Raw genomic sequence first — 21,183 nt, forward strand, 5'->3', positions numbered from 1 at the left:
GGCGCCGGCCGTTATCCGGAATCACGGCCCGGGGCCGGCGTGGGCTCGCACCCGCGCCGGCCCCGGGCCGTACCACCTCTGCTGTCAGTTGCTGCGGGCGTCCCGCTCGCGGGCCTTCAGCGCCCGGACCACCCCGTCGCGTCCCTCGGCCACCAGCCGGCGCAGCGGCGCCGGGTGGCCGTCGCCGGCCAGCCACGCGTCGGTCGCCGCCACGGTCTCCTCCTCGACCAGGTACGCCGGGTACGCCAGCTGCACGAACTCCTGCGCCGGCTCGCTGTCACGCTGCGCCCACACCTGCGCCACCGTGGCGAAGTACCGCTCCCGGTACGGCGCGGTCAGCGCGACCTGCGTCGGGTGGGTCAGGCCCTGCAACAACGCCCGGTTACGCCAGTTCGGCAGCGCGTCCGGGCCGGTCAGCAGCGACCACACCGTCTCCTTGTTCTCCGCCGTCGGCACCAGCGCGTGCGCGTAGGCGGCCTCCCGCTCCCCGGAGGCCGTCCGGTCGCCGGCCAGTTCCGCCTCGATCTCGGCGGTGCCGGCCGCCCCCTTGGCCACCAGCGACTGCAGCACCGTCCACCGCAGTTCGGTGTCGATGGTCAGGCCCGCCGGCACGTCGGTGCCGGCCAGCCACCCGCGCAGCGTCGCCAGGTCCTCGTCGGCGCGGGCCGCCGAGGCGTACGCGCGGGCCCAGGCGAGCTGGAAGCCGCTGCCCGGCTCGGCCGCCGCCAGCGTGTCCCGGGCGGTGCGGGACAGTTCGGCCCAGCCGGTCGGCGCCCACGCCGGGTCGGCGTAGAAGATCAGCGCGGTGCTGGCCTGCCGCAGGGTGGCGGTGACCAGGTTGATGTCGGTCTCGGCGGGTAGCCCGGCCAGCACCAGCGCGACGTAGTCGCGGGTGGACAGTTCCGCGTCGCGGACCATGTCCCAGGCGGCCGTCCAGCACAGCGCGCGGGCCAGCGACGAGTCGAAGCCGGCGATGTGCTGCACCACGGTCGCCATGGACCGCTCGTCGAGCCGCAGCTTGGTGTAGGTCAGGTCGTCGTCGTTGAGCAGCAGCACGTCGGCGGCCGGCCGTCCGTGCAGCACCGACAGTTCGGTCACCTCGCCGGTGACGTCCACCTCGACGCGTTCGCGGCGGACCAGCCGGCCGTCGGTCAGGTCGTACAGGCCGACGCCGATGCGGTGGGTACGCAGCGTCGGGTGTCCGGCCGGGGCCTCCTGCCGGACCAGCACCCGCTCGTAGCCGCCGTCGGCACCGATGGCCACCTCGGGGCGCAGGGTGTTGACCTGGGCGGTCTCCAGCCACTGGGCGGCGAACTTGCGCAGCTCCCGGCCGGAGGCCGTCTCCAGCTCCGACAGCAGGTCATCGAAGGTGGCGTTGCCCCACGCGTGCTTGGCGAAGTACGCCCGCAGCCCGGCCAGGAACGGCTCCTCACCGACATACGCCACGAGCTGCTTGAGCACGCTGGCGCCCTTGGCGTACGTGATGCCGTCGAAGTTGACCTCGACCGCCTCCAGGTCCGGCATCTCGCAGTAGACCGGGTGGGTGGAGGAGAGCTGGTCCTGCCGGTAGCCCCAGTTCTTGCGGATCGACAGGAAGGTCGTCCACGCCTCGGAGAACCGGGTGGCGTGGGTGTTGCACCAGTGGCTCGCCCACTCGGCGAACGACTCGTTGAGCCACAGGTCGTTCCACCAGCGCATGGTGACCAGGTCGCCGAACCACATGTGGGCCAACTCGTGCAGGATCGTGTTGGCCCGCTGCTCGTACTCGAAGTCGGTGACCTGAGAGCGGAACAGGTAGTGCGACTCGGCGTGGGTGACGCAGCCGAAGTTCTCCATCGCGCCGGCGTTGAAGTCGGGCACCCACAGCTGGTCGTACTTCGGCAGCGGGTACCGCACCCCGAACTGCTCGTGGAAGAAGTCGAAGCCCTGCTTGGTGATCAGGAACAGGTCGTCGGCGTCCAGGTGGGGGGCCATCGAGGCCCGGCAGAAGACGCCCAGGTCGATGCCGTCGTGACTGTCCCGCACCTCGTGGTACGGCCCGGCGCACAGCGCGGTGATGTAGGTGCTCATCCGCGCCGAGGTGGTGAAGTGGACGGTCTTGAGCCCCTCGCCGGCCGGTTCCTCCCGCTCGATGGGCATGTTGGACACCACCCGCCAGTGCGCGGGGACGGTCGCGTGCCAGGTGTAGACACTCTTCAGGTCGGGCTGGTCGAAGCAGGCGAAGACCTTCTGCGCGTCGGCCGTCTCGAACTGGCTGTAGAGGTACGTCTCACCGTCGACCGGGTCGACGGTGCGGTGCAGGCCCTGACCGCTGTTGGAGTAGCCGAAGTCGGCGTCCACCACGAGCACGTTCTCGGCGGCCAGCCCGGTCAGCGCCAGGCCCTTCTCGGCCGACCAGCCGGCGAGGTCCACCGGCTCGCCGTTGAGCGTGGCCGCGCGCACCGACTCGGCGGCCGTCTCGATGAAGGTGCCGGCACCGGGTTCGGCACAGCGGAACCTGACCTCGGTCACCGACCGGAACGTGCGGCCCTCGGCCTGCACCGCGGTTGACAGGTCGAGGTTGATGTCGTACCCGGTGACCTCCAGCAGGCGGGCCCGCTCGGTGGCCTCGACCTGGGTCAGGTTGCGCACTCCTGGCACTTTCGTCTCCATCCCACTCTCGCCGCCTTCCGGCTGCGCCAGCCCCTGCCGGCCGCTCGTGGCGGCGACCCGAGCCGAGTCTTCCATGCACCGACCCTGCGGTGGTCGACGTCACGCTCTCATTCCGCTACCGATCGATGCCGTGGGGGGTGAGGATCGAGGGAAACCGCGCCGGGTCCGCCGGCGTGCCTGACGTCACGAAGGGACTCCACCGTGACCGAACGTGTCGCCGTCGACATGTGGTTCGACCCGCTGTGCCCGTGGGCCTGGATCACCTCCCGTTGGCTCCTGGAGGTCGAGCAGGTCCGGGATGTGGACATCAGTTACCACGTGATGAGCCTCTCCGTCCTCAACGAGGGCCGGGAGCTGCCCGAGCAGTACCAGGAGATGATGAAGCTGGGCTGGGGGCCGGTACGGGTCTGCATCGCCGTGGAGCAGGCGCACGGCGGTGCGACGCTGGCGAAGCTCTACACCGCCATGGGCACCCGCATCCACCTGGGCAAGGAGCCGCTGGGTCGGGAGATGATCACCGCGGCGCTGGCCGACGTCGGGCTGGACCCGTCGTTCGCCGACGCCGCCGACTCCACCGAGTACGACGAGGCGCTGCGGGCCAGCCACGAGGCCGGGATGCGCCCGGTCGGCACCGACGTCGGCACCCCCGTGGTGCACGCCCCCGGTCCGGACGGCGAGAAGATCGCGTTCTTCGGCCCGGTGATCACCCCGTCGCCCAAGGGTGAGGCCGCCGGCCGGCTCTGGGACGGCGTCCTGCTGGTCGCCGGCACCCCCGGCTTCTACGAGCTGAAGCGGTCCCGCGAGCTGGGCCCGATCTTCGACTGAGTGTCACCCCGGCGGGGCCCGGCCCGGTCGGGCCCCGCCGGGGACGGTTCATCTGGTGGACCCGGCGCGGGGTCGGCGTCGCGCGGGCCGTCGTCGCCGGTAGCGTCAACCCCCATGACGGTCGTGCATCCGATCGCCCGGGCCTGGATCACCACTGGCGGCACCGGCGCGCAGAACTACGACGAGTTCGCCGACGACGCGGAGATCACCGCGATCATCGAGGCGAACCCGCACAGTGCCCTCGGCATCGAGATGCCCCACCGGGCGCCGGAGAGCCTCGGGAAGTCCTTCTCCGACGCGCTCGGCGACGCGGTGGCCCGGCTCACCGAGGCCAAGGCCGACGGCAGCTACACCCCCGCCGAGCAGGTGGTGGTCCTCTACCGGATCAGCGCGCCGGGGGAGGAGCCGGCGTACGGGCTGTTCGCCATGGTCGACACCGACCAGATCTCCACCAGCGCCGACGAGCCCGGCCTGGTCATCCGCAACGAGGACGTCTTCATCGCCAAGGTGCGGGAGCGGGTCGCCCTGGCCGAGGCGCTGGGTCACCTGCTCTCGCCCGTCCTGCTGCTCCAGACCGGGCGGGGTGACGAGCTGCACGCCGCGCTCGCCACGGCGACCGACGCGGCGGGCGCGCCGGCCGCCACCGACACCGACCAGGCCGGCCGCACGCACGCCATCTGGCTGCTCGGCCCCGGCCCCGAGCAGGACGCGCTGACCGCGCTGGCCGGCGGCGGCGAGCTGGTGGTGGCCGACGGCAACCACCGCAGCCTGGCCGCACAGACCGGTGGCTTCCCGCGCTTCCTCGCGGTGGTCACCACCCCGGCGTCGGTCGCCATCCAGCCCTACAACCGGCTGGTCAGCGAGCTGCCCTGCACCCCCGACGAGCTGCTCGACCGGCTGCGCGCCGCCGGCGCGCGGATCAACCCCCTCGACGGCCCGGTCGAGGTCCCGGCGGCCGGCGGCACCGTGCACCTGCGGCTCGCCGGCCAGGGGTACGCGGTGACCCTGCCGCACGACGCGGCCGCCGCCCGGCTGGAGAACCTCGACCACGCCCTGGTGGAACGGCTGCTGCTGCGCGACGCGCTCGGCCTCGACCCGGGCGACAAGCGGATCACCTACGTCGGCGGCGACTACCCGGCGAGCTGGCTCACCGGCGAGGTCGACGCCGGCCGGGCCGAGCTCGCCGTCCTGATCGCCCCGGTGACCGTGGACGACTTCGTCGCGGTGAACCTGGCCCGGGAGAAGATGCCCCGCAAGAGCACCTGGTTCACCCCGAAGGCACGCGGCGGCCTGGTCGTCGCCGAGCTGCCCCGCTGAATCCTGTGACGAATCCGCCCCGGCACGCCGCCCCCACGGCGGGCCGGGGCGCGGCCCTGACACACTGCCCGGTATGCGCGTCTACCTGGGATCCGATCACGCCGGTTTCGAGTTGAAGGTGCACCTGGCCAATCACCTGGCCAAGCAGGGCTACGAGCTGGTCGACGTGGGCCCGCACGCCTTCGACCCCGACGACGACTACCCGACCTTCTGCCTGCACACCGGCGACCGGGTGGTGGCCGACCCGGGCAGCCTGGGCGTGGTCATCGGCGGCTCCGGCAACGGCGAGCAGATCGCCGCCAACAAGGTCGCCGGCGTCCGGGCGGCACTGGCCTGGAGCATCGAGACCGCCCAGCTCGGCCGGCAGCACAACGACGCCAACGTGGTGGCCGTCGGTGCCCGCCAGCACACCCTCGACGAGGCCGCCGCCATCGTCGAGGCGTTCCTCACCACCCCGTTCTCGGGTAACGAGCGGCACGCCCGCCGGATCGCCCAGGTGGCCGAGTACGAGCGCACCCGCGAGCTGCCCGAGCTGCCCGCCCCCGCCGACCTGTCCTGACCGCCGCCCGCCCCGGGCTGCTGCCGGCGATCCGTCGACCGGGCCGGTCACCGGCCGGCCCGGTCACCGACCCGAGCGGGGCAGGTCCTCCCGGGGCACCCAGTTCCGCCGGATGATCACCAGGCGTTCCTCGGCCTCGGCCAGGTCCTGCTCGGTGGGGCGGGCCGCGTCCCGGGCCCGTAGCGCGGCCAGCACGCTGACCTGCGACGAGCCGGAGCCGACCAGTCCGCGTAGCCCCCGCTCGCCGTCCTCGCCGCCCGGGGCCCGGCGGGCCCGTGGCGGTGGGGTCCCGTCGTGCACCTCGGCCGTGGCCGCCGTCGGCGGCTCACCGCCGCCGGCCGTGGGCTCCGGCTGGTGCCGTAGCCGGCGTCGCCGCCGCTCCGCATCCACCATGTCCCGACCGTACCGTCCGGTGGCCCCCGCCGGGCCGGGCCGGGCGCGGCAGTTTGCCCGCTCGCTACCCTCGAAGACGGTGGACCGGTCGACGGCCGGCACCGGTCATGGGGAGGAAACAAGATGGCAGACCAGACACAGCCGTGGGCCGAGCGGACCGTCGAGGTGCCACCCCAGCCCGGTGTCGGGGTGCCCCCGCAGCGGGAACCGTTCCGCCGGGGCGTCGCCTCGGTGGGGCAGCCCCGGGCTCCGCGCACCGAGCCGTTCCCGGTGGTCGAGCACGACCAGTCCGGCTGGTCCGAGCCCGCCGCGCCGCGCCGGCCGATGAGCTGGCACGTGGAGCAGTTGCGCCGGGGCGGCGAGTGGAGCGCGGCCGGTGCCCTCTTCGCCTTCGTCTGCTGGGGCATCTGGGCCATCTCCGGCCGGGGCGACCTGGGTGCTCCGCTGCTGACCTTCCTGCTCAGCCTGCTGGTGGCGGCCGGCCTGTTCGCGTTGTCCCGGCTGCTCGGCCGGGTGATCCTGGAACGCCAGCTCGGCCGGGTACGCCGCAGCGCCCGGGGCGCGCACCTGGTGACCGGGATCTTCCTGGCCGGGGTGGGCATCGCCTACCTGCAGCAGACCCAGTGGGTGATGGACGCCTGGAACTTCGTCACCGGCAACTGAGCCACCCCGACGTCGGTACGGCGGGCGGGCCGGGTGGTGACCCGGTCCGCCCGCCTCCGGTCGCGGGTTTGTCCGCGACACCGGTCGACACTCCTCCAGGCCGGGCGCTGGCATACCCCGCCGCTCCGGCTTCATCCCCGCCCGGCCGGGTGATCCCGCGCGCCGCACCGCTGTGCCGCGATCGTATGACCCCAACAGGATGTTGATGCACGTCAATTGACCGATCTAGGCTCCCGCCATCGAACCGGCGCCCCCACCAGGCGCGCCGCCGAGGGTTGGAGGCCCTGTGAACCGTTGGCGCAGTCTCATCGGCCGGATGGCCGCCACGATGGTGGCGATCACCGCCGGGTCGCTCGTCCTGACCGCCCCGGCCACCGCCGCGCCCACCCCCGACGCGGCCCCGTCGGTCGTCGGCGGTACCCGGGCCGCGCAGGGCGAGTTCCCGTTCATGGTCCGGCTCTCCATGGGCTGCGGCGGCGCGCTCTACAGCCCCCGGCTGGTGCTCACCGCCGCCCACTGCGTGAACCGCACCGGCACGAACACCAGCATCACCGCGACCCTCGGCGCGGTCGACCTCCAGTCGAGCAGCCGCATCCAGGTCAAGTCCAACTACGTCTACCGGGCCCCCGGCTACAACGGCAGCGGCAAGGACTGGGCGCTCATCCGGCTCGCCACCCCGGTCACCTCGCAGGCCACCCTGCCCATCGCCACCACCACCGCGTACGACAGCGGCACCTTCACCGTCGCCGGCTGGGGTGCCGCCCGGGAGGGTGGAGCGCAGCAGCGGTACCTGCTCAAGGCCACCGTGCCGTTCGTCAGCGACGCCAGCTGCTCGTCCTCCTACCCCGGCGAGCTGATCCCCGCCGAGGAGATCTGCGCCGGCTACGCCAGCGGCGGCACCGACACCTGCCAGGGTGACTCCGGCGGCCCGATGTTCCGCCGCGACGCCGCCAACGCCTGGATCCAGGTCGGCATCGTCAGCTGGGGTGACGGCTGCGCCCGGCCCAACGCCCCCGGTGTCTACACCCAGGTCAGCACGTTCGCCGCGTCGATCGCCTCGGCCGCGGCCAGCCTCGGCGGCTGACCAACCGACCGCCCCCCGGGCCGCTGCGCCACCGACCGCCCCCGTGGCAGCCGGTGGCGCAGTGGTGTCCGGCCGCCCAGCCCGGCCGCTCAGCCGTCCCCGGCGAACCGGTACACCACGAAGTCCCGCTCCGCCCCGCAGACGATCACCGACGTGTTCCACGCACACGACTCGCTGCGGACGCCCTGGAGCTGGCCCATCTCGGTCAGCCCGCCGGACTTCGACACCCCGGCCAGGCTCCGGTCGTCCTCGACGCTGCTCGGCGTCTCGGCGAAGACCAGCAGGTTACCGGCGTCGACCCGGGCCGCCGTGCCCTTGCGGTCGGTCAGCACCGCCTTCCCGGCCGGGTCGAACAGGCTCACCGCGGTCTTCGGCAGCTCCCGCCGTACGAGCAGGTGCTCGCCGACCGGCACCAGGCCCTGCCCGCCGGGCGCCCGCCAGCGGCGAGCGCCCTTGCCCTCGGTGGCGGCGACCACCTCCGTGCGGTCGGCGTCGCCCTCCGGCACCTCCAACAGGCAGGCCCGGTGCTCGCCGCAGGCCACCAGCGCGGTGACCCGGCGCTGCTCACCGGCGCTGTAGAGCACCGTCGGCTCGGCGAAGCTGCCCAGGTCGTAACCGAGCAGCTTGTATCCCCGGTCCTCCGCCACCACGTACAACCGGTCGCCGTACGCGACCATCCAGTCGCTGACGTCGGCGACCCCGTCGCGGCGGCGCACCACCTCGCCGCTGTCCATGTCGAGTACCCGCACCGACCGGTCGGCACCCACCTGCACCAGCCGGTCGGCGTCACCGAGCCAGGGAGTGCCGGACGCGCCGTCGAAACCGGTGGGACCGACCACGCTCTGCGCGGTGCCCACCCGCAGCACCGCGCTGCGGGTGTCGCCGTACTCGCTGCGGGGGTTGTCCAGGGTCCACTCCTGCCGCCCGTCGCGCAGCCGCAACCCGACCAGCCGGCTGCCGGCGCGGTCCACCCAGACCAGCCGCTCCGGGGTGACGTGCACCGCATCGTCGCCCTGCACCGGCAACCGCCACCGTTCCCTGCCGTCGCCGGCGTCGAGCACCACCACGTCGCGGGGGGTGCTGTCGCCGGCCGCGTCCGCGACGACCAGCACCGCCCCCGGCACGGCCCGGAGCCCCTTCCACCGCTCGCTACCCGCCGCGACCGTGTTCCGCCATTTCTGCTTCCCGGTACCGGCGTCGACCGCCACCACGGTCAGCCGGTCGTCGGAAAGCTCGTAGGCCAGGTAGGCGCGGTCACCGAGCACGGCGGTGAACATCGCCGTCGGCCGGTCCCCACCGGCGGCGGGCCGGGCCACCTCGGTGAGGGTGTGGAACTCCAACGCCGGGTAGCGGTCCCGGGTGAACCAGAGCGCCGCCGCGCCGAGCACGCCGAGCAGCGCCAGCCCCGCACCGAGCCCGATCCACAGCCGGCGACGCCCGCGCCGCACCGGCATCGCGGGGCCGGCACCGGTGCCCGGTGGTGGCAGCACCCCCGGTGGTACGCCTGGCCAGCCCGCCGGATACCCGCCCTGGACCGGTACGCCGCCCGGCACGGGCCCACCCGGCGGCAGCCCACCCGGCGGCAGCCCACCCGGCGGCAGCCCACCCGGGGGCGGCACCGCCGGCGCGCCCGATCCGGCCACCGGTGTCCCACCGAACGGCGTGCCCGCCCCGGTCACCGGCGTCACGCCGGGTCCCGCCGGCCCGGTGGCGGCTGGTCCGGTCAGGGGGGTGTGGCCCGTTCCGGCGGCCCGCGCTGCGCCCCCCGGCAGGGTGGCGGCCGTGCCTGCACCGGACCCGACCGGGGTGGACGCGGCGTCGGATGCCCCCGGCGCGCCGTCATACGTCGCAGCGGCCGACGCCTGCGCCGGGGCGGGCGGGGTCCGTACCGCAGCGGCCGGCGGCTGCGCCGGGGCGGCCCCGGCCGCGTCGGCCGACCCGGGACGCCGGCCCGGCCGGGGCAGCGGCAGGTCGGTGAGCGCCCCCTCGGCCACCGGCAGTTCGGGCTGCTCCAGCACGGTCGGCGCGACACCCAACTCGGCGTGCAGCAGCCGGGCCACCAGCGGCACCCGGGACGAGCCGCCGACGAGGAACAACCCGGCCAGCCGGTCCGGGGTGAGGCCCGCCTCGGCGACCACCTCCCGGGTCCGGGCGACCGCCCGGATCAGCAGGGGAGTGGCGAGCTGCTCCAGCTCGGCCCGGCTGAGCGGGACGGCGGTCTCCAGGCCGGGAACCGCGACCGGGGCCACGGCGACCCGGGACAGCATCTCCTTCGCCCCGCGCACGTTGTCCCAGAGCTGCTGCCGGTCCCGCCACTGCCCGGTCGTCTCCGGTCGGGTCAGCCGGGCCCAGAGCGCCGCCTGCCCGTCACCGACCAGCTCACCGACCCGGGCGAGCAGGGCCGCGTCGAGGTCCAACCCGCCGAGATCGGCCATCCCACCGGTGGCGATCACCGTGAAACCCGAGTCGCCCCACGGGTCCGCGCCCTCGTTACGGACGACCGCCACGTCCAGGGTGCCGCCGCCGAAGTCGAACACCGCCACCGACTCGCCCACCGGCACCGGCCGCCGCAGCACCTCCGTGTAGTAGCGGGCCGCCGCCACCGGTTCCCGCAGCAGCCGGGTGCCCACCGGCACCGGACCGGACATGGTGTGCTCGGCGGCCGACGGCCAACCGGCCAGCGCCAACGCGTCGTGCAGCACCTGCCGCCGGGGGGCCTCCCAGGCGGCGGGACAGGTGAGCACCGCCGGGGGCAGGAACCCCACCGTCGCCACCGCCTGCTCGGCGACCGCCCACAGGGTCGCGGCGAGCAACTCCGCCGGGGCGTACGACCGGTCGCCGAGGAGGACCGTCGGCTCTTCCACCCGGCGTTTCGGGTTCGGCTCGTACCGGGTCGGGTCCGCCTGGGCCAGCCGCTGGGCGTCCCGGCCGACGTGCAACCGGCCCTCGGTGTCGGCGTAGACCCCGGAGGGGAGGATCGGCTGCCCGTCGAACAGCAGCGGTCGGGTCCGCCCGTCCGGCCAGCGCAGCACGGCCACCGTGTTGGACGTGCCCAGGTCGACGCCGAGGGCGTATCCGTCCTGCTGGCCTGCCATCCGTCGCTACCTCCACCGGACGAGGGGATGCCCGGTCCCGCATGGTACGCAGCCCCCGCCGCCCCCGGCCGGTCCGGCCGCTCGGCCCGGACCCGACGCGGCCCCTCGGCCAGACCCCGGTCCGGTGGCCGTCAGCCCCGGCGGCCCGGCTCGGGTGGGGGGATCCGGTCGGCGTACGCGCCGGGCGGCCCCGCGTAGCGCCTGCCGTCCCGGTACGGCGATGCGTTGGCGGTGCACCCGTGCAGGCCCAGCGTCTGCTGCTGCATCACCGGGGCCGGCCGACCCCGCCCCGGGCACCGCTCGTGGCCGTGGCCGAGCCGGTGCCCGACCTCGTGGTTGACCACATACCGCCGGTAGACGGCCAGCTCCGCGCCGTACCCCGGTGCCCCCTTCACCCAGCGCGCCACGTTGATCACCACCCGGTTGCCGTTGCGGCACGAGGTGTAGCCGTCCGCCGCGTCCCCGCACAGCTCGTCGCGGGTGCCCGGGGTGGCCAGGTGGACGGTGAAGTCGGCCGGCCCGCCGGGGCCGACCCGCCACAGCCGCAGCGTCCCGCCCGTGGTCCACCCCTGCGGGGCGGTCAACGTCGCGCTGACCTCGGCGGCGAACTCCGCCACCGGCAACCCCCGGATGTCACGCTCCACCGCCACCCGGTACCGCAGCAACCGGCCGGTGCCCCGGGGTGCCGCCGGTTCGCCGGCCGCGACCTGCCAGCGGTTGGTCCCGTCCGCCGGGTAGCCGACCGGGGCGGGCCCGGACCGGGCGGGTGTCACGGCGGCCGTTCCGACCGGCCGGGCGGACCCGTCGGCCCGGCCGGACCCCGCCGGGGCGGGTGTCGCCGTCGGACCGGCCGGAGAGGACGGTGCCGCCGCAGGCCGCCCCGCCGCCGGCATCCCGCAGCCGGTCAGCCAGGCCGCCATCAGCAGCGCCGCCACCGGCCGTCCGCACCGGGGGCTACCCTTCGTCGCCATGGTGCCTCCTCCGCCCGCCGCCGGGCGGCGTCGGGCAGCGGGAAGGACGGGCGGCCCGCCGGAACAGTTGATCCCGTCGGGACTCAACCTTTCGGTGCCCCCGCCCGTCCTGTCCGGCGTGGCAAACGGGAAGAGCGGGCATGGCCCGGGGTGACGCCGAGTTCGTCGAGTTCGCCCGGTCCGCCTCCGGGCGGCTCCGACACGCCGCGTTCCTGATGACCGGCAACCACCACCAGGCCGAGGACGCCGCGCAGACCGCCCTGGTCCGCACGTACGCGTCCTGGTCCCGGATCCGCGACGAGGACGCCTACGGGTACGCCCGCACGGTGCTGGTCAACCACCTCGTCGACGGGTGGCGGCGGCCGATCCGGGAGTACCCCACCGACGACCTGCCCGAGCAGCGGCGCGGCGACGTCGCCGACGACGTGGCCACCCGCCGCTGGCTGCTCGACATCCTCGGCGCGCTCAGTGCCCGCGAGCGGGCCATCGTGGTGCTCCGCCACTACTTCGACCTTCCGGAGGCACAGGTGGCCCGCGAACTGGGCGTATCGCTCGGCACGGTGAAGAGCACCGGTTCCCGCGCGTTGCAGAAGCTACGCGCCACCGGGACCCCGGCGACCCAGGGGACCGGACGATGACCGAGTTGGAGCAGCTCCGCCGGGCGATGCGGGCGACCGAACGGCCGTACCCCGAGGATCTCGATCTCACCGTGATCATGCGGGACGGCCGGCGGCTGCGCCGACGCCGCCGGCTCGTCGGCGTGGGCGCGACGGCGCTGGTCACCGTGCTGGTGGCCGGCGGCGTCGGGCTCGGCGTGCGGTGGGCCCGGCCGCCGGCGGCGGACCGCCCACCCGCCCGCGCGGCCACCGTGCCCGGCGCGACGCCCCCGGCGGCGACGTCGCCGCCGACACCCGGCCCCACCCGGTGGAGGCCCCCCCGGGAGCCGATCGGCGAGGTGGTCGACACCGGCATCTGGTACGGCCCCGACCAGCGGGTCTACTACCTGGTGGCGGTCGACGTGCCCGAGGCGCCCAGGGTGCGGGTCGGGTTGATGGCCGGCCGCCGCACCCCCGCCGGTGAGTTGACCGACGACATCGTCCTCAACGACGTGCAGGGCAGCGACCGGCGACCGGGCTTCCACGAGATCGGGTACGACGACACGACCCCCTCGGACGCCCGCCCGCCGGTGCCGACCTTCGGCTACTTCGTCGGGCCGGCGACCCGGATCGTCGGCACCGTCGGGGGCCGGCAGGTCGACGCCCGCCTGGTCCGCTGGAGCACCGACCCGGAACTGGTGGTCTTCTGGTTCGATCCGGTCGACCTCGCCCCCGGCGTACGACTCGACGGCATCGTCGCCCGCGACCGCTCCGGCCGCCTGCTCTGAGCCCCGTCGCCCCATCAGGCGCTGCTTGTATCGTGCCGGGCGTGACGCGCTCCGACTGGTCGGACATCCGTGGACGGCTCGCCCGGCTGGCCGCGACGCCCGGCTCCGATGCCGTGTTCGGTGCCGGCGACCACGGGTGGGAGCTCGAACCACCCCTGACCGCCGCCGAGGTGACCGAGGTGCAGGAGCAGCTGCGGGTGGAGTTGCCCGCCGAGTACCTGTCGTTCCTGCGGGAGGCGGGTCGGGGCGGCGCGGGACCGGCCTACGGGCTGTTCCCGATGCGTCGGCGCGACGGACGCTGGCAGTGGGAGGGCGACGGTGCCGACCTCACCACGCTGGCGGCGCTCGGGCGTCCCTTCGCCCACGTCGAGGCGTTCAACCCGGCCGACGGCCTACCCCCCGAACCCGAGGAGGGCGACTACGACTCGGAGGAGGCGTTCACCGCCGCCCAGGACGCCCACTGGGAGCGGTACGAGAAGGTCGTCTACACGTCGGAGAACTCGGTCGGCCTGCTGTACCTGTGCCATCTCGGCTGCGCGCTGCGGGAGGCGCTCGTCGTCAGTGGTCCCGCCCGGGGACAGATGTGGGCGGACGACATCGCCGAGGGTGGTGGGTTCCGGCCGCTGTACGACGACGACGGGACGCCGCTCGGCTTCGCCCGCTGGTACCGCCGCTGGCTGGAGGCGGCCGAGCGCCAGGCCGCACCCGGCTAGCCGTCCCGGTCGACGGTGAACGGGCTGAACCCCGGGGGCAGTTCGCTGACCTGAAGGTCGGAGAAGACCAGGGTGAGCACGTGGGCGTTGGTTTCGATCACCACCTCGTGGAAGTCGAGCCCGGTCGCCTCGGCCCAGCTCCGCGCGGTGGCCGAGTCCGCCACGACGCGGGCGCCCGGGTAGAGCGCGTGCCACTTCACCCCCCAGACGTAACCGTCCAGGTCGATGCCGGTCCGGTGGTCGATCAGACGATCGTCCAGGGAGGCCCGCCAGGTGACCGGCGGGACCGATGTCCGGCAGCGGGCCTCGACGCAGTACCGGAACAGGTAGCGCAGGGTCGTCGGCGCGATCCCGGTACGGGGGTCGGCGGTCAGGTGGACGATGACCTCGTAGTCCCGCATGTAGTCGGTGAACGCGTGGTACACCAGCGCGTGGTCGAACACGTCGTCGAGGGCACGGCCGAGCGTCGCAGGGTCCACGGCCCAGTTCTACACCCCGGTCGACCCGCCGCCGCTCCGGTCTGACCGGCTGATCAGTCCGGTCTGCCCCGGACGGCTCAGGACGCGCGGCCCGGGTCGCTGGGCGGGTGCTCCTCGGGCCGGGGTGGCCGGACGTGCCGCAGGTCCTTCGGATCGGCCGCGCCGTGGGCAGCGAAGTTGCGGCGGGCGTCGAGCAGGCTCAGGCCCCGGTTCGGCCCGCCGCGCACCCGGCCGGCGTCGTGTTCGTCCTGACCGTCGTCCTCCCAGAAGCAGACGTCGCAGATCTCGTAGCCGCCCCGCTCACCGAGGGTCAGAAAGCCACAGCAGGGGCACGGGTACGGTCCGTCCTCCGGTCCCCGGTGCACGGAGACGAACCGCCCCGCGTCGTCGCTCATCACGACGTCGAGCCTGCCATGCCCCGACAGCGAGCGCCCGCCGGAAGCCGCCACGCCGTGGCGGCCACGAGCACCAGTACCCGGTACGGGGTAGGCGGGAGCGGAATCGAGCCGTGACCTGGCTCGGGGAGGTGTGGAGCGGGCGACGGGAATCGAACCCGCACCGTCAGTTTGGAAGATCGTTCTCGGTGGTCATGATCCGTCCGGATCGCCTGGTCAGCGGCCGGGTCGTCGTGCCCGATCATGACCGCTGGGGACCGTCTGGGACACCGGTTACTGGCACGTGGCTGGCACGGCTGCGCGGTGGGCGCGCGGCTGTCCGGCGGCGTACGGCTCACCGCCCCCGGCCTCTCGGGCCGGGGGCGGCTTGCCGTCTCGCCGGTTCTCCGCGCGCCTGGACCCCGGTACCCGGTGGCAAGCCGCGAAGCGGCGCGGCAGCGATCGCCCCGACCTCGACGGCGGTTGACCACCCCGCGATCGTCAAGGCCCTGTCGCTCTGCCGTTCGGACGCCGGCGGATCAGCCTGGCACTGGCTACCCCTGCAAGTCGGGCAGCACCTGCCTTGGAAGACGTCTGTCTTGGTAGCGTGCCGGCCGTGTCAGACGAGCGTGTGCGGATCTACCGGTTCGAGCCCTACGCCGACCACCTGGCCGTCGTGCTCTCGGACGCAGAGGCGACCGAGGGCGTGTTCGACGGGGACACCTGGGATAAGGCGGAAGAGGCGTGGCGGATTGCCGTGGAGCGTCACTGCGTCGTGATCGGCACAGCCCGGTATGACTACGTGCCGGTGCGGTTGGACATCTGGCCTGGCCTTCCGGTCTTCGATCCACTCGACGCCTACGACCATGTTGCGGACTGCGACGTCCAGTTGCCGTCGGGGAAGTTGGCGGTCACGGGTGCCACGCAGCTTCCGGAGGAGGTGGAACCAGTCCCTGTTCCGGCAGGGCGATACCGGGTCCGTGTGGGGTATCTCCCGACAGAGCAGCGGCCGTCAGAGTTCTCTGAGACTGACCCGGGCGATCATCTGGAGTACCGCGTCACCCTGTGGCCAACTGCCGAGGAACACGGCGTGCAAATCGTCAAGCAGGGTGCATGGTCGTGGGCCTACTGAGCGACTGAACGTAGCAGGCCGGGGCGCCGGCCGATGCCGGCCGGAGGCCGCCAGCAGGCCGAGCGCGACCGGCCGTGCCGCGCTTGCGCGGCGCCTTGATCCTGAAGAGAGTGATTCGGCAGTGGTGGGTTAAAGTCGGATGTCCCATCACTGGGCATGCTTTACAGCTCCGTCACCCAGTTAGTGACCCGGCGCACCTGCTCTTTCCATCCGTGGACGCTCGTCCGTACCCGTCCGCTAGCGCCCGACTGATCGTCGCTCAGATAGCTACCGGCGGAGATTCCTCCGAGGCTGGTCCTGTGGATTCGCCCTCCAAGATGGCTCGCGTGCGGAAGTCGCACTCCAAAGTGCGTTGAACCTCGTGAGCGATCTGGCGCATCCACGCTTTCACGAATGCTCGCCGAGGAATCGACATCTTCCGGTCATTTACCACCAGTCCGATGACTCCGTCGTGATCCACCAAGGCTCGATAGTGATCCGGCATCTGGGGGTCCACATGCGAACCGCCATCCTTGTTCGCCATCTGGAGCACCACGTTCCGTCGGCTGTAGGTGAAAGCGCTACGCCCACCGCGGAGAGGTGACTCGTTGGTCAGGAATCGGGTGACCCACCACTCCTCGAAGTTTTGAGGCGGGTGGATCCGATCGGGGCCGAGGTCGTCCAGCACTGGGGTCGGGGTGGCAGTGTCGGCGTCAAAATCAATCCGAATCGTACATAGCCCTGGGTTGATGGCGAAGGAACCCGGGGGAAGGTCCGGCATTTGAGGGGCTGTGTCCACGAATCTCAGTCTCTGCGGCAGCAGCCCGAGCTGGTGCAGCAGGGAATGGCTGTTCGCCGTCTGGTGGCAGAGCACGCGAACCGTCGTTGCGAGCCGAAACGCCTCGTCTGTGGCACCCTCGTCATACGCTGCGGCGGACCGCTTGATGTAGGCCACCTGGCGGCGCAGGTGCTCCTCTAGGTCGGCGAGGGCAAGTACATGCTGCCCACTCATGTTGAACGCTCCTCTCGGGGCCATTCCGATTCAATACCAGCGGTAAGAAAAAGATGAAGAGGTAGGGCTGTCACGGAGAGGTTGCCACTTCCCTGCCACCGGTTCACTTGGCCCCCAGGCAATCCACACGGGACACTGACCTGCGGCCCTGAAGCTGCTGAGCTGCTCGGACGGTCCCACAGCCTCCGTGACAGTCCGCCGTCTTTCGTCCCGATCGCGTCACCCAAGTAGTCACGCAGGCACTTGCCGCCCAGAGTTAACTGTGATGCTGGCGGCCAGCTTCGCCTGTGGGAGGTCAAGCCTTGCCGCGGCCAGGGAGAAAACGCTTGAGGACAGGCGGCTTGGGCGTCTGCCACTCGTTCGGTGCCGTCCGCCCAGGAACGCCTAGCTCGGCGCGTACGGCGTCAGAGAATACCACGATTGATTTACTCATCGCCTTCTCGTAATCCTCAATCACCTCCTCAAGGAAAGCGAAGGCTTCTTGGGGTCGATCTTCCGTTAGCTTTGTAAACTCTGTGCGCTCACTTTCGTCAAGTGCGTTCATGTGGGCCGAAAACTCCTTTAAAACATCAAGCAGGCAAGTAAAGCAAGATGCCCAAACGTCGGAGGCGGCATCGTGCACTTCTCTGGTCGAGATGAGTCGCGTCTTGTTTGTCAGATCGTACAGGGGCTTGGTGTGTTCAAGCCCTAAATCGACCTTGGAAAGGCCGAACTTAGTGAAATCGTCGAGATCTTTCCGATATTCCTCGAAGGAGCTCATGATCTCTAAGTAGAGTTTGAGTCGTTCATCGTGCCAGCGATGCAAGTCCTCGCGTCTTGCTTTCCACCGCTCGTTCCGAGTTATCGTGACCTGGCCAAGCAGGACACCGGCGAGGGCCATAGCACCGGATAGCGCCGGCACCGCCCACCAAGAAGACGTCATCACGCCCCACACTCGAAGGCCAAGCAATTCCCATGCTATTCAAACAGACCCTGATGCTGACACATCAAAGCAACTAACGCCATCCGTCTGCCGTCGGCCCGCCCTCCTGAGGAGCGGGCCGCCGCCCGGCCCGCCATGTCAAGCGAACCTTGACGTACGGTCGGACGCTGGCGGGTCGGACGACGGTCTGCTCGGCTTGCCCAGGTCGTCGGCTGGCGGGAGGGCTCGCGCAACCACCCACGGACCGCAACCCGCCGACGGAGTTTCCTCAGTCTCGGAGCCCGAGCGCCCCCGTCGGAAGCGCAATAACCGCAACCCCGCGACCGCTGCCAGCTCGCCGACGCGGCCGGCGTGCGCTTCCCTACGCCGCGCGGGCTCGTGGCCGCGCGGCCCGGCCGGCTGCCGGCCCACCACACCACGGCAACGGCCTGTCGTTCTGGGCGGGGGCGCCCCTTGGGCTTCCCGCTTCCGCGCCACCGCCGGGCGTGTTGCGTGGCCGGAGTCGGAGCGCCAGCGGAGCGACGGACGCGCGTCCTGGTGGCGGCGCGTGCGGCCCGTTCAGGGCCGCCTTGAAGACGTACGGAAGGTCTACGCCATCTCCCTTACCAGCCCATGGGGGCGGGGGCAGCATGATCTATCCGGCCTGGTGGTTAGGCTCTGTCTCATGAGGCGGGCAGATCCGGATTGGGCCTACGCGGATGGCACGGCGATCGAGCTGGTGCTAGGAGACTTCATCGAGGCGGTGCAGGCGGGGAACTCGGTACCCCTGATGAAGGACGGTGAGGTCGTGGCTGTCGTGGTGTCACCTGAGGTGGCGGAGGCTGGTCGGCGAGCGCTGGGCCAGTAGCTCGGCTCCTCTACACGAGTCGGCTCGTATACCCGGCGTCGACCAGGCGGCTGTAGGCGGCGCGGACGTCGTCGGGGACGTGCTGGGGGATGGCGAAGCCGAGTTCGGCGTACTTGTCGATGCGTTGGGTGTCGCCGACGAGCATGTCCATGACCTTCTTGGTGTCGCCGATGCTGGTCACGTAGTCGTCGAGTGAGAGCGGGTGCGACGCGCAGATCACGTCGACCTCGGGCCAGAGCTTCTTGCAGGTGGCGTACGCGCGGCGTTGTTGGTAAGGGCGAGACATCAGGATCACCGATCGGGCCTGGATCTGGTGGTCGGCGAGGAGCGCGCGGGTGTGCTCGATGTTCTGGCCGGTGTTCTTGGCCTGCGTGTCGATGAGGATCGCGTCGGCCGGCACGCCGTGGGCTATGGCGTACTCGCGGTAGTGAACGGCTTCGCCTCGGGGAAAGGTGCCGATGGTGGTCGGGGCGTTGGCACCGGTAAAGACCAGCGTCGGATACATCCCTCGGTGGTAGAGGTCGGTGGCGATCTTGGCGACTCCGAGGTCGTGGCTGCCGAGTCCGATGCCCACGTCGACCGGCCGGATCTCGTGGTGCATGTGGTGGTAGTTCCACAGGCGTTCGACGTCCGCGCGGTGTTCGGCGGGGATAGTCAAGGGAGTCGTGGGCATCAGTTCGATCTCTCAGTCGGGGATCTTGAAGGTGTACGACCAGGTGAAGCGGGATGCGGCGTGGACCCCTCGGGCGAACTCGACCGGTCGGCCGTCGTGGGTGAACGTCGTGCGGTGCAGAACCATGACGGGTTCGCCGGCTGGAAGCTGGAGGAGTTGGGTCTCCTCGGGAGTGGGCATCCGTGCCCGTACGGTTTCGGTAATCGTGTCCGGTTCCAGTCCTCGGCCGGTGAGGATGGCGAAGCCTCCACCTCGTCCGGCTGGCCCGGGTGTCGGGTCGACCAGCGAGGTTCCTTCCACGTCTTCCGGCCGGTAGTAGCTGGTCAGGGTATGGGTGGGCACGTCGGCTTCCTTGACCAGGCGGGCGCGTTCGTAGACGGGTGCTCCGGGCTTGAGTCCGAGCGCTTCGGCGGTCTCGGCGTCGGCCTTCGTCAGGCGTACCTCGTTGGTCTGGTCGCCTGGTGCCCAGGTGCGGCCGGTGGCCTCGCGGTCGGCGGCGAACGCGACGAGCCCTGACTTCCATTTGCTCTTGGCATAACGGTCGATGCCGAGCCGCTTCATCGCCACCCGTGGCCGCACGACGGTGCCGCGTCTGCGGACGGGCGTGACGAGTCCTTCGGCTTCGAGCAGTCGTACCGCCTGCCGGACGGTGTTGATGTTGACGCCGTGCTCGGCGGCGATCTCGTCCTGCTTCGGCAGGGTGCTGCCTTCGGTGTAGTCGCCGCGTTGGATGGCTTCGCGCAGGAGCGTCGCCAGATCCCGGTACCCGATGCCCACTCGCTCCTCCTGGCCGTGCGCTGCGTAGAGCTATCTCTACCAGCAAGTGTGTCCCACTGGCGAACATTAGAGCTAGTTCTATTGACAACGCGGTCGACGATCCGGTCACATAGAACTAGTTCTAATGCCGGTTGGTGGGAGATCATGATGCGCGGTGCGGTGGAAACTTCTAACTCGTCCGGATCATCCCTGATCCGTACTCCCGGCACCCCGCACCACGTCGCCCCCGGCGTCGTCCAGGTGGGCGGGGCCTGCTCGTCCTGCGGTGGTAGGGCATGGAAGTTCGTCCGCCAGTGGGCGGACCTGCGCGCCATCGGGCAGGGGGCTGCCACCGTTCGGCGGCTGGTACGCCGTCCATGCCTGGACTGTTCGGGTTCCGGTCGTATGGCGTCGTGCTGAGGCTGGCCCGGGGTGGGTGATGGTGTGGGGCGGCGACCCGAACGCCGTGCCGTGAATGGCCCGCCTACCCCGGTGCCTCGCACCCTGTCACCGCATCGTCCGGGTGTGCCCGCGCCGGGTGACCTGGTGTTGATCGACCGTCGGGCGTCGGTGCAGTTCATCGGCGAACGGGCGTTGTGGTTGCGGGTGACGTCGGTGGACGACAGACCCACGTATGACGGGTGGGTGTGGCTCACCGGCTACTCGATCAACCGGGTCACCGGCGAGGCGTTGGCACGTCGTGAGGTGTTTGTGCGGATTGCCGGCCTTCAACTTCTGCCACGAACGACAGCGAGCACGCCGCCGCGCAGGAACGCGGGGCCGGTAAGGGGGGGGGACACGGTGTTTGATGTTCGGGTTCGGCTCGGTGCGGTGTTGGAGATCAGTGCGGCGGAGCGGTTGATGCCGTCGGACGGGCCGGTCACGTTGTGGGTGACCGGGGTCCGGCTGGTGGCGCACCGCCCTCCCCATGACGAGTGGATCTGGGTGGAGGGGCTCAGGCTTGGCCGGACCGGTCGGCGGGGTCCACAGGCGCAGATCCTGATCCGCGCGAGCAAGCTCCTGCCGGAGGACGCGCCCCGGTGAGCACCTACCTGTCCGGCGCGGCGCGTGATCGGCTTCGGGAGGCTCAGGCGCAGCTCGACCGGCACACGCCGTCGAGCGGGGATGGCCGTTGCGGGGGCTGCGGCGAGGAGGGTCCGTGTCCGCCGCGTCGGGCGGCGTTGCGGGTGTTCGGCCAGTACGGCTGCCTGCCGCGTCGGTGGCCGGGCGCGTCTCGGCCGGAGGCGGTGGGAGCGTCGTCGTCGTGGTCGGGGTGGTTGGCCGCTGCGGTGGAGGGTGTGACGCCGAACGGCTGAGGCGACTTGTTCTGTCATGCAAACAACTCATAAGCTG

General features: G+C 71.7%; 20 protein-coding genes. 10 read left to right on the forward strand and 10 right to left on the reverse strand.

The window, feature by feature from the left end; all coding sequences use genetic code 11:
* Window positions 1-84: 84 nt before the first annotated feature.
* The gene (pepN, locus tag ACN260_RS05405) at window positions 85-2,631 is read right to left on the reverse strand and encodes an aminopeptidase N (protein ID WP_422754964.1); all 2,547 of its coding nucleotides are present in this window, start codon (window positions 2,629-2,631) and stop codon (window positions 85-87) included.
* A 222-nt stretch (window positions 2,632-2,853) separates the two neighbouring features.
* Here pepN and ACN260_RS05410 point away from each other — a divergent pair, with 222 nt between their 5' ends.
* The 3 genes from ACN260_RS05410 to ACN260_RS05420 all read left to right on the forward strand — a co-directional run bounded on the left by ACN260_RS05410 (window position 2,854) and on the right by ACN260_RS05420 (window position 5,353).
* Entirely contained in the window at window positions 2,854-3,477 is a 624-nt protein-coding gene (locus tag ACN260_RS05410; protein ID WP_357928069.1) for a DsbA family protein, read from the forward strand.
* Window positions 3,478-3,591: 114 nt separating this feature from the next.
* Window positions 3,592-4,794, forward strand: a complete 1,203-nt coding sequence (locus ACN260_RS05415; RefSeq protein WP_422754965.1) for a DUF1015 family protein — start codon at window positions 3,592-3,594, stop codon at window positions 4,792-4,794.
* A 73-nt stretch (window positions 4,795-4,867) separates the two neighbouring features.
* Entirely contained in the window at window positions 4,868-5,353 is a 486-nt protein-coding gene (locus ACN260_RS05420) for a ribose-5-phosphate isomerase (RefSeq protein ID WP_088647123.1), read from the forward strand.
* 63 nt (window positions 5,354-5,416) lie between these two features.
* On the opposite strand, the gene ACN260_RS05425 is transcribed toward ACN260_RS05420, so the two are convergent.
* Window positions 5,417-5,746 (reverse strand): hypothetical protein, encoded by a 330-nt coding sequence (locus ACN260_RS05425; RefSeq protein WP_422754966.1) that lies wholly within the window; start codon window positions 5,744-5,746, stop codon window positions 5,417-5,419.
* A 123-nt stretch (window positions 5,747-5,869) separates the two neighbouring features.
* On the opposite strand from ACN260_RS05425, the gene ACN260_RS05430 reads away from it, so the two are divergent.
* Together ACN260_RS05430 and ACN260_RS05435 are read left to right on the forward strand one after the other, a co-directional pair.
* A complete protein-coding gene (locus tag ACN260_RS05430) occupies window positions 5,870-6,409 on the forward strand; it encodes a hypothetical protein (RefSeq protein WP_421483769.1) in 540 nt (179 codons plus the stop codon).
* Window positions 6,410-6,695: 286 nt separating this feature from the next.
* On the forward strand, window positions 6,696-7,493 hold the full coding sequence (locus ACN260_RS05435; protein WP_422754967.1) for a S1 family peptidase: 798 nt from the start codon (window positions 6,696-6,698) through the stop codon (window positions 7,491-7,493).
* Window positions 7,494-7,582: 89 nt separating this feature from the next.
* On the opposite strand, the gene ACN260_RS05440 is transcribed toward ACN260_RS05435, so the two are convergent.
* Both ACN260_RS05440 and ACN260_RS05445 read right to left on the reverse strand, forming a co-directional pair.
* Complete coding sequence (locus tag ACN260_RS05440) at window positions 7,583-10,588, reverse strand: Hsp70 family protein (protein WP_422754968.1); 3,006 nt, start codon at window positions 10,586-10,588, stop codon at window positions 7,583-7,585.
* Between the two features lie 131 nt (window positions 10,589-10,719).
* Window positions 10,720-11,559 carry a DUF3152 domain-containing protein gene (locus tag ACN260_RS05445; protein ID WP_422754969.1) on the reverse strand — a complete coding sequence of 280 codons (840 nt, stop codon included), beginning with the start codon at window positions 11,557-11,559 and terminating at the stop codon, window positions 10,720-10,722.
* 140 nt (window positions 11,560-11,699) lie between these two features.
* Here ACN260_RS05445 and ACN260_RS05450 point away from each other — a divergent pair, with 140 nt between their 5' ends.
* The 3 genes from ACN260_RS05450 to ACN260_RS05460 are packed head-to-tail and all read left to right on the forward strand — an operon-like array spanning window position 11,700 to window position 13,656.
* A complete protein-coding gene (locus ACN260_RS05450; protein WP_422754970.1) occupies window positions 11,700-12,197 on the forward strand; it encodes a SigE family RNA polymerase sigma factor in 498 nt (165 codons plus the stop codon).
* Window positions 12,194-12,943 carry a hypothetical protein gene (locus tag ACN260_RS05455; protein ID WP_422754971.1) on the forward strand — a complete coding sequence of 250 codons (750 nt, stop codon included), beginning with the start codon at window positions 12,194-12,196 and terminating at the stop codon, window positions 12,941-12,943. The genes ACN260_RS05450 and ACN260_RS05455 overlap by 4 nt, the downstream gene beginning before the upstream one ends.
* Before the next feature lie 41 nt (window positions 12,944-12,984).
* A complete protein-coding gene (locus ACN260_RS05460) occupies window positions 12,985-13,656 on the forward strand; it encodes an SMI1/KNR4 family protein (RefSeq protein WP_422754972.1) in 672 nt (223 codons plus the stop codon).
* Here the strand turns inward: ACN260_RS05460 and ACN260_RS05465 are convergent.
* Both ACN260_RS05465 and ACN260_RS05470 read right to left on the reverse strand, forming a co-directional pair.
* On the reverse strand, window positions 13,653-14,135 hold the full coding sequence (locus ACN260_RS05465; RefSeq protein ID WP_422754973.1) for a HalD/BesD family halogenase: 483 nt from the start codon (window positions 14,133-14,135) through the stop codon (window positions 13,653-13,655). The genes ACN260_RS05460 and ACN260_RS05465 overlap by 4 nt on opposite strands.
* A 77-nt stretch (window positions 14,136-14,212) precedes the next feature.
* Window positions 14,213-14,530, reverse strand: coding sequence for a CPCC family cysteine-rich protein (locus tag ACN260_RS05470; RefSeq protein ID WP_422754974.1), 318 nt, complete (start codon window positions 14,528-14,530; stop codon window positions 14,213-14,215).
* A gap of 595 nt (window positions 14,531-15,125) precedes the next feature.
* Between ACN260_RS05470 and ACN260_RS05475 the strand changes: the two genes are divergently transcribed.
* Window positions 15,126-15,641 (forward strand): hypothetical protein, encoded by a 516-nt coding sequence (locus tag ACN260_RS05475; protein WP_422754975.1) that lies wholly within the window; start codon window positions 15,126-15,128, stop codon window positions 15,639-15,641.
* 259 nt (window positions 15,642-15,900) lie between these two features.
* Here the strand turns inward: ACN260_RS05475 and ACN260_RS05480 are convergent, their stop codons facing one another.
* From ACN260_RS05480 to ACN260_RS05495, 4 genes are all read right to left on the reverse strand, one after another.
* Window positions 15,901-16,632, reverse strand: a complete 732-nt coding sequence (locus ACN260_RS05480; protein WP_422754976.1) for a hypothetical protein — start codon at window positions 16,630-16,632, stop codon at window positions 15,901-15,903.
* A gap of 295 nt (window positions 16,633-16,927) precedes the next feature.
* Window positions 16,928-17,392, reverse strand: a complete 465-nt coding sequence (locus tag ACN260_RS05485; RefSeq protein ID WP_422754977.1) for a hypothetical protein — start codon at window positions 17,390-17,392, stop codon at window positions 16,928-16,930.
* A gap of 1,019 nt (window positions 17,393-18,411) precedes the next feature.
* Window positions 18,412-19,074 (reverse strand): YdcF family protein, encoded by a 663-nt coding sequence (locus ACN260_RS05490; RefSeq protein ID WP_422754978.1) that lies wholly within the window; start codon window positions 19,072-19,074, stop codon window positions 18,412-18,414.
* Between the two features lie 12 nt (window positions 19,075-19,086).
* Window positions 19,087-19,851 (reverse strand): GntR family transcriptional regulator, encoded by a 765-nt coding sequence (locus ACN260_RS05495; RefSeq protein WP_422754979.1) that lies wholly within the window; start codon window positions 19,849-19,851, stop codon window positions 19,087-19,089.
* 525 nt (window positions 19,852-20,376) lie between these two features.
* Between ACN260_RS05495 and ACN260_RS05500 the strand changes: the two genes are divergently transcribed.
* Window positions 20,377-20,874, forward strand: a complete 498-nt coding sequence (locus ACN260_RS05500) for a hypothetical protein (protein WP_422754980.1) — start codon at window positions 20,377-20,379, stop codon at window positions 20,872-20,874.
* Window positions 20,875-21,183: the final 309 nt, after the last annotated feature.

Origin of the sequence: Micromonospora sp. WMMD708, assembly GCF_049315245.1 — a bacterium.
Taxonomy (GTDB): domain Bacteria; phylum Actinomycetota; class Actinomycetes; order Mycobacteriales; family Micromonosporaceae; genus Micromonospora; species Micromonospora wenchangensis.

What these genes read in the sequence shown, in the direction of transcription:
- ACN260_RS05415 (WP_422754965.1), top strand. Translation starts at nt 3,592, where the DNA reads ATGACGGTCGTGCATCCGATCGCCCGGGCCTGGATCACCACTGGCGGC.
- ACN260_RS05420 (WP_088647123.1), top strand. Translation starts at nt 4,868, where the DNA reads ATGCGCGTCTACCTGGGATCCGATCACGCCGGTTTCGAGTTGAAGGTG.
- ACN260_RS05425 (WP_422754966.1), bottom strand. Translation starts at nt 5,746, where the DNA reads ATGGTGGATGCGGAGCGGCGGCGACGCCGGCTACGGCACCAGCCGGAG.
- ACN260_RS05430 (WP_421483769.1), top strand. Translation starts at nt 5,870, where the DNA reads ATGGCAGACCAGACACAGCCGTGGGCCGAGCGGACCGTCGAGGTGCCA.
- ACN260_RS05440 (WP_422754968.1), bottom strand. Translation starts at nt 10,588, where the DNA reads ATGGCAGGCCAGCAGGACGGATACGCCCTCGGCGTCGACCTGGGCACG.
- ACN260_RS05445 (WP_422754969.1), bottom strand. Translation starts at nt 11,559, where the DNA reads ATGGCGACGAAGGGTAGCCCCCGGTGCGGACGGCCGGTGGCGGCGCTG.
- ACN260_RS05450 (WP_422754970.1), top strand. Translation starts at nt 11,700, where the DNA reads ATGGCCCGGGGTGACGCCGAGTTCGTCGAGTTCGCCCGGTCCGCCTCC.
- ACN260_RS05455 (WP_422754971.1), top strand. Translation starts at nt 12,194, where the DNA reads ATGACCGAGTTGGAGCAGCTCCGCCGGGCGATGCGGGCGACCGAACGG.
- ACN260_RS05470 (WP_422754974.1), bottom strand. Translation starts at nt 14,530, where the DNA reads ATGAGCGACGACGCGGGGCGGTTCGTCTCCGTGCACCGGGGACCGGAG.
- ACN260_RS05480 (WP_422754976.1), bottom strand. Translation starts at nt 16,632, where the DNA reads ATGAGTGGGCAGCATGTACTTGCCCTCGCCGACCTAGAGGAGCACCTG.
- ACN260_RS05485 (WP_422754977.1), bottom strand. Translation starts at nt 17,392, where the DNA reads ATGAGCTCCTTCGAGGAATATCGGAAAGATCTCGACGATTTCACTAAG.
- ACN260_RS05490 (WP_422754978.1), bottom strand. Translation starts at nt 19,074, where the DNA reads ATGCCCACGACTCCCTTGACTATCCCCGCCGAACACCGCGCGGACGTC.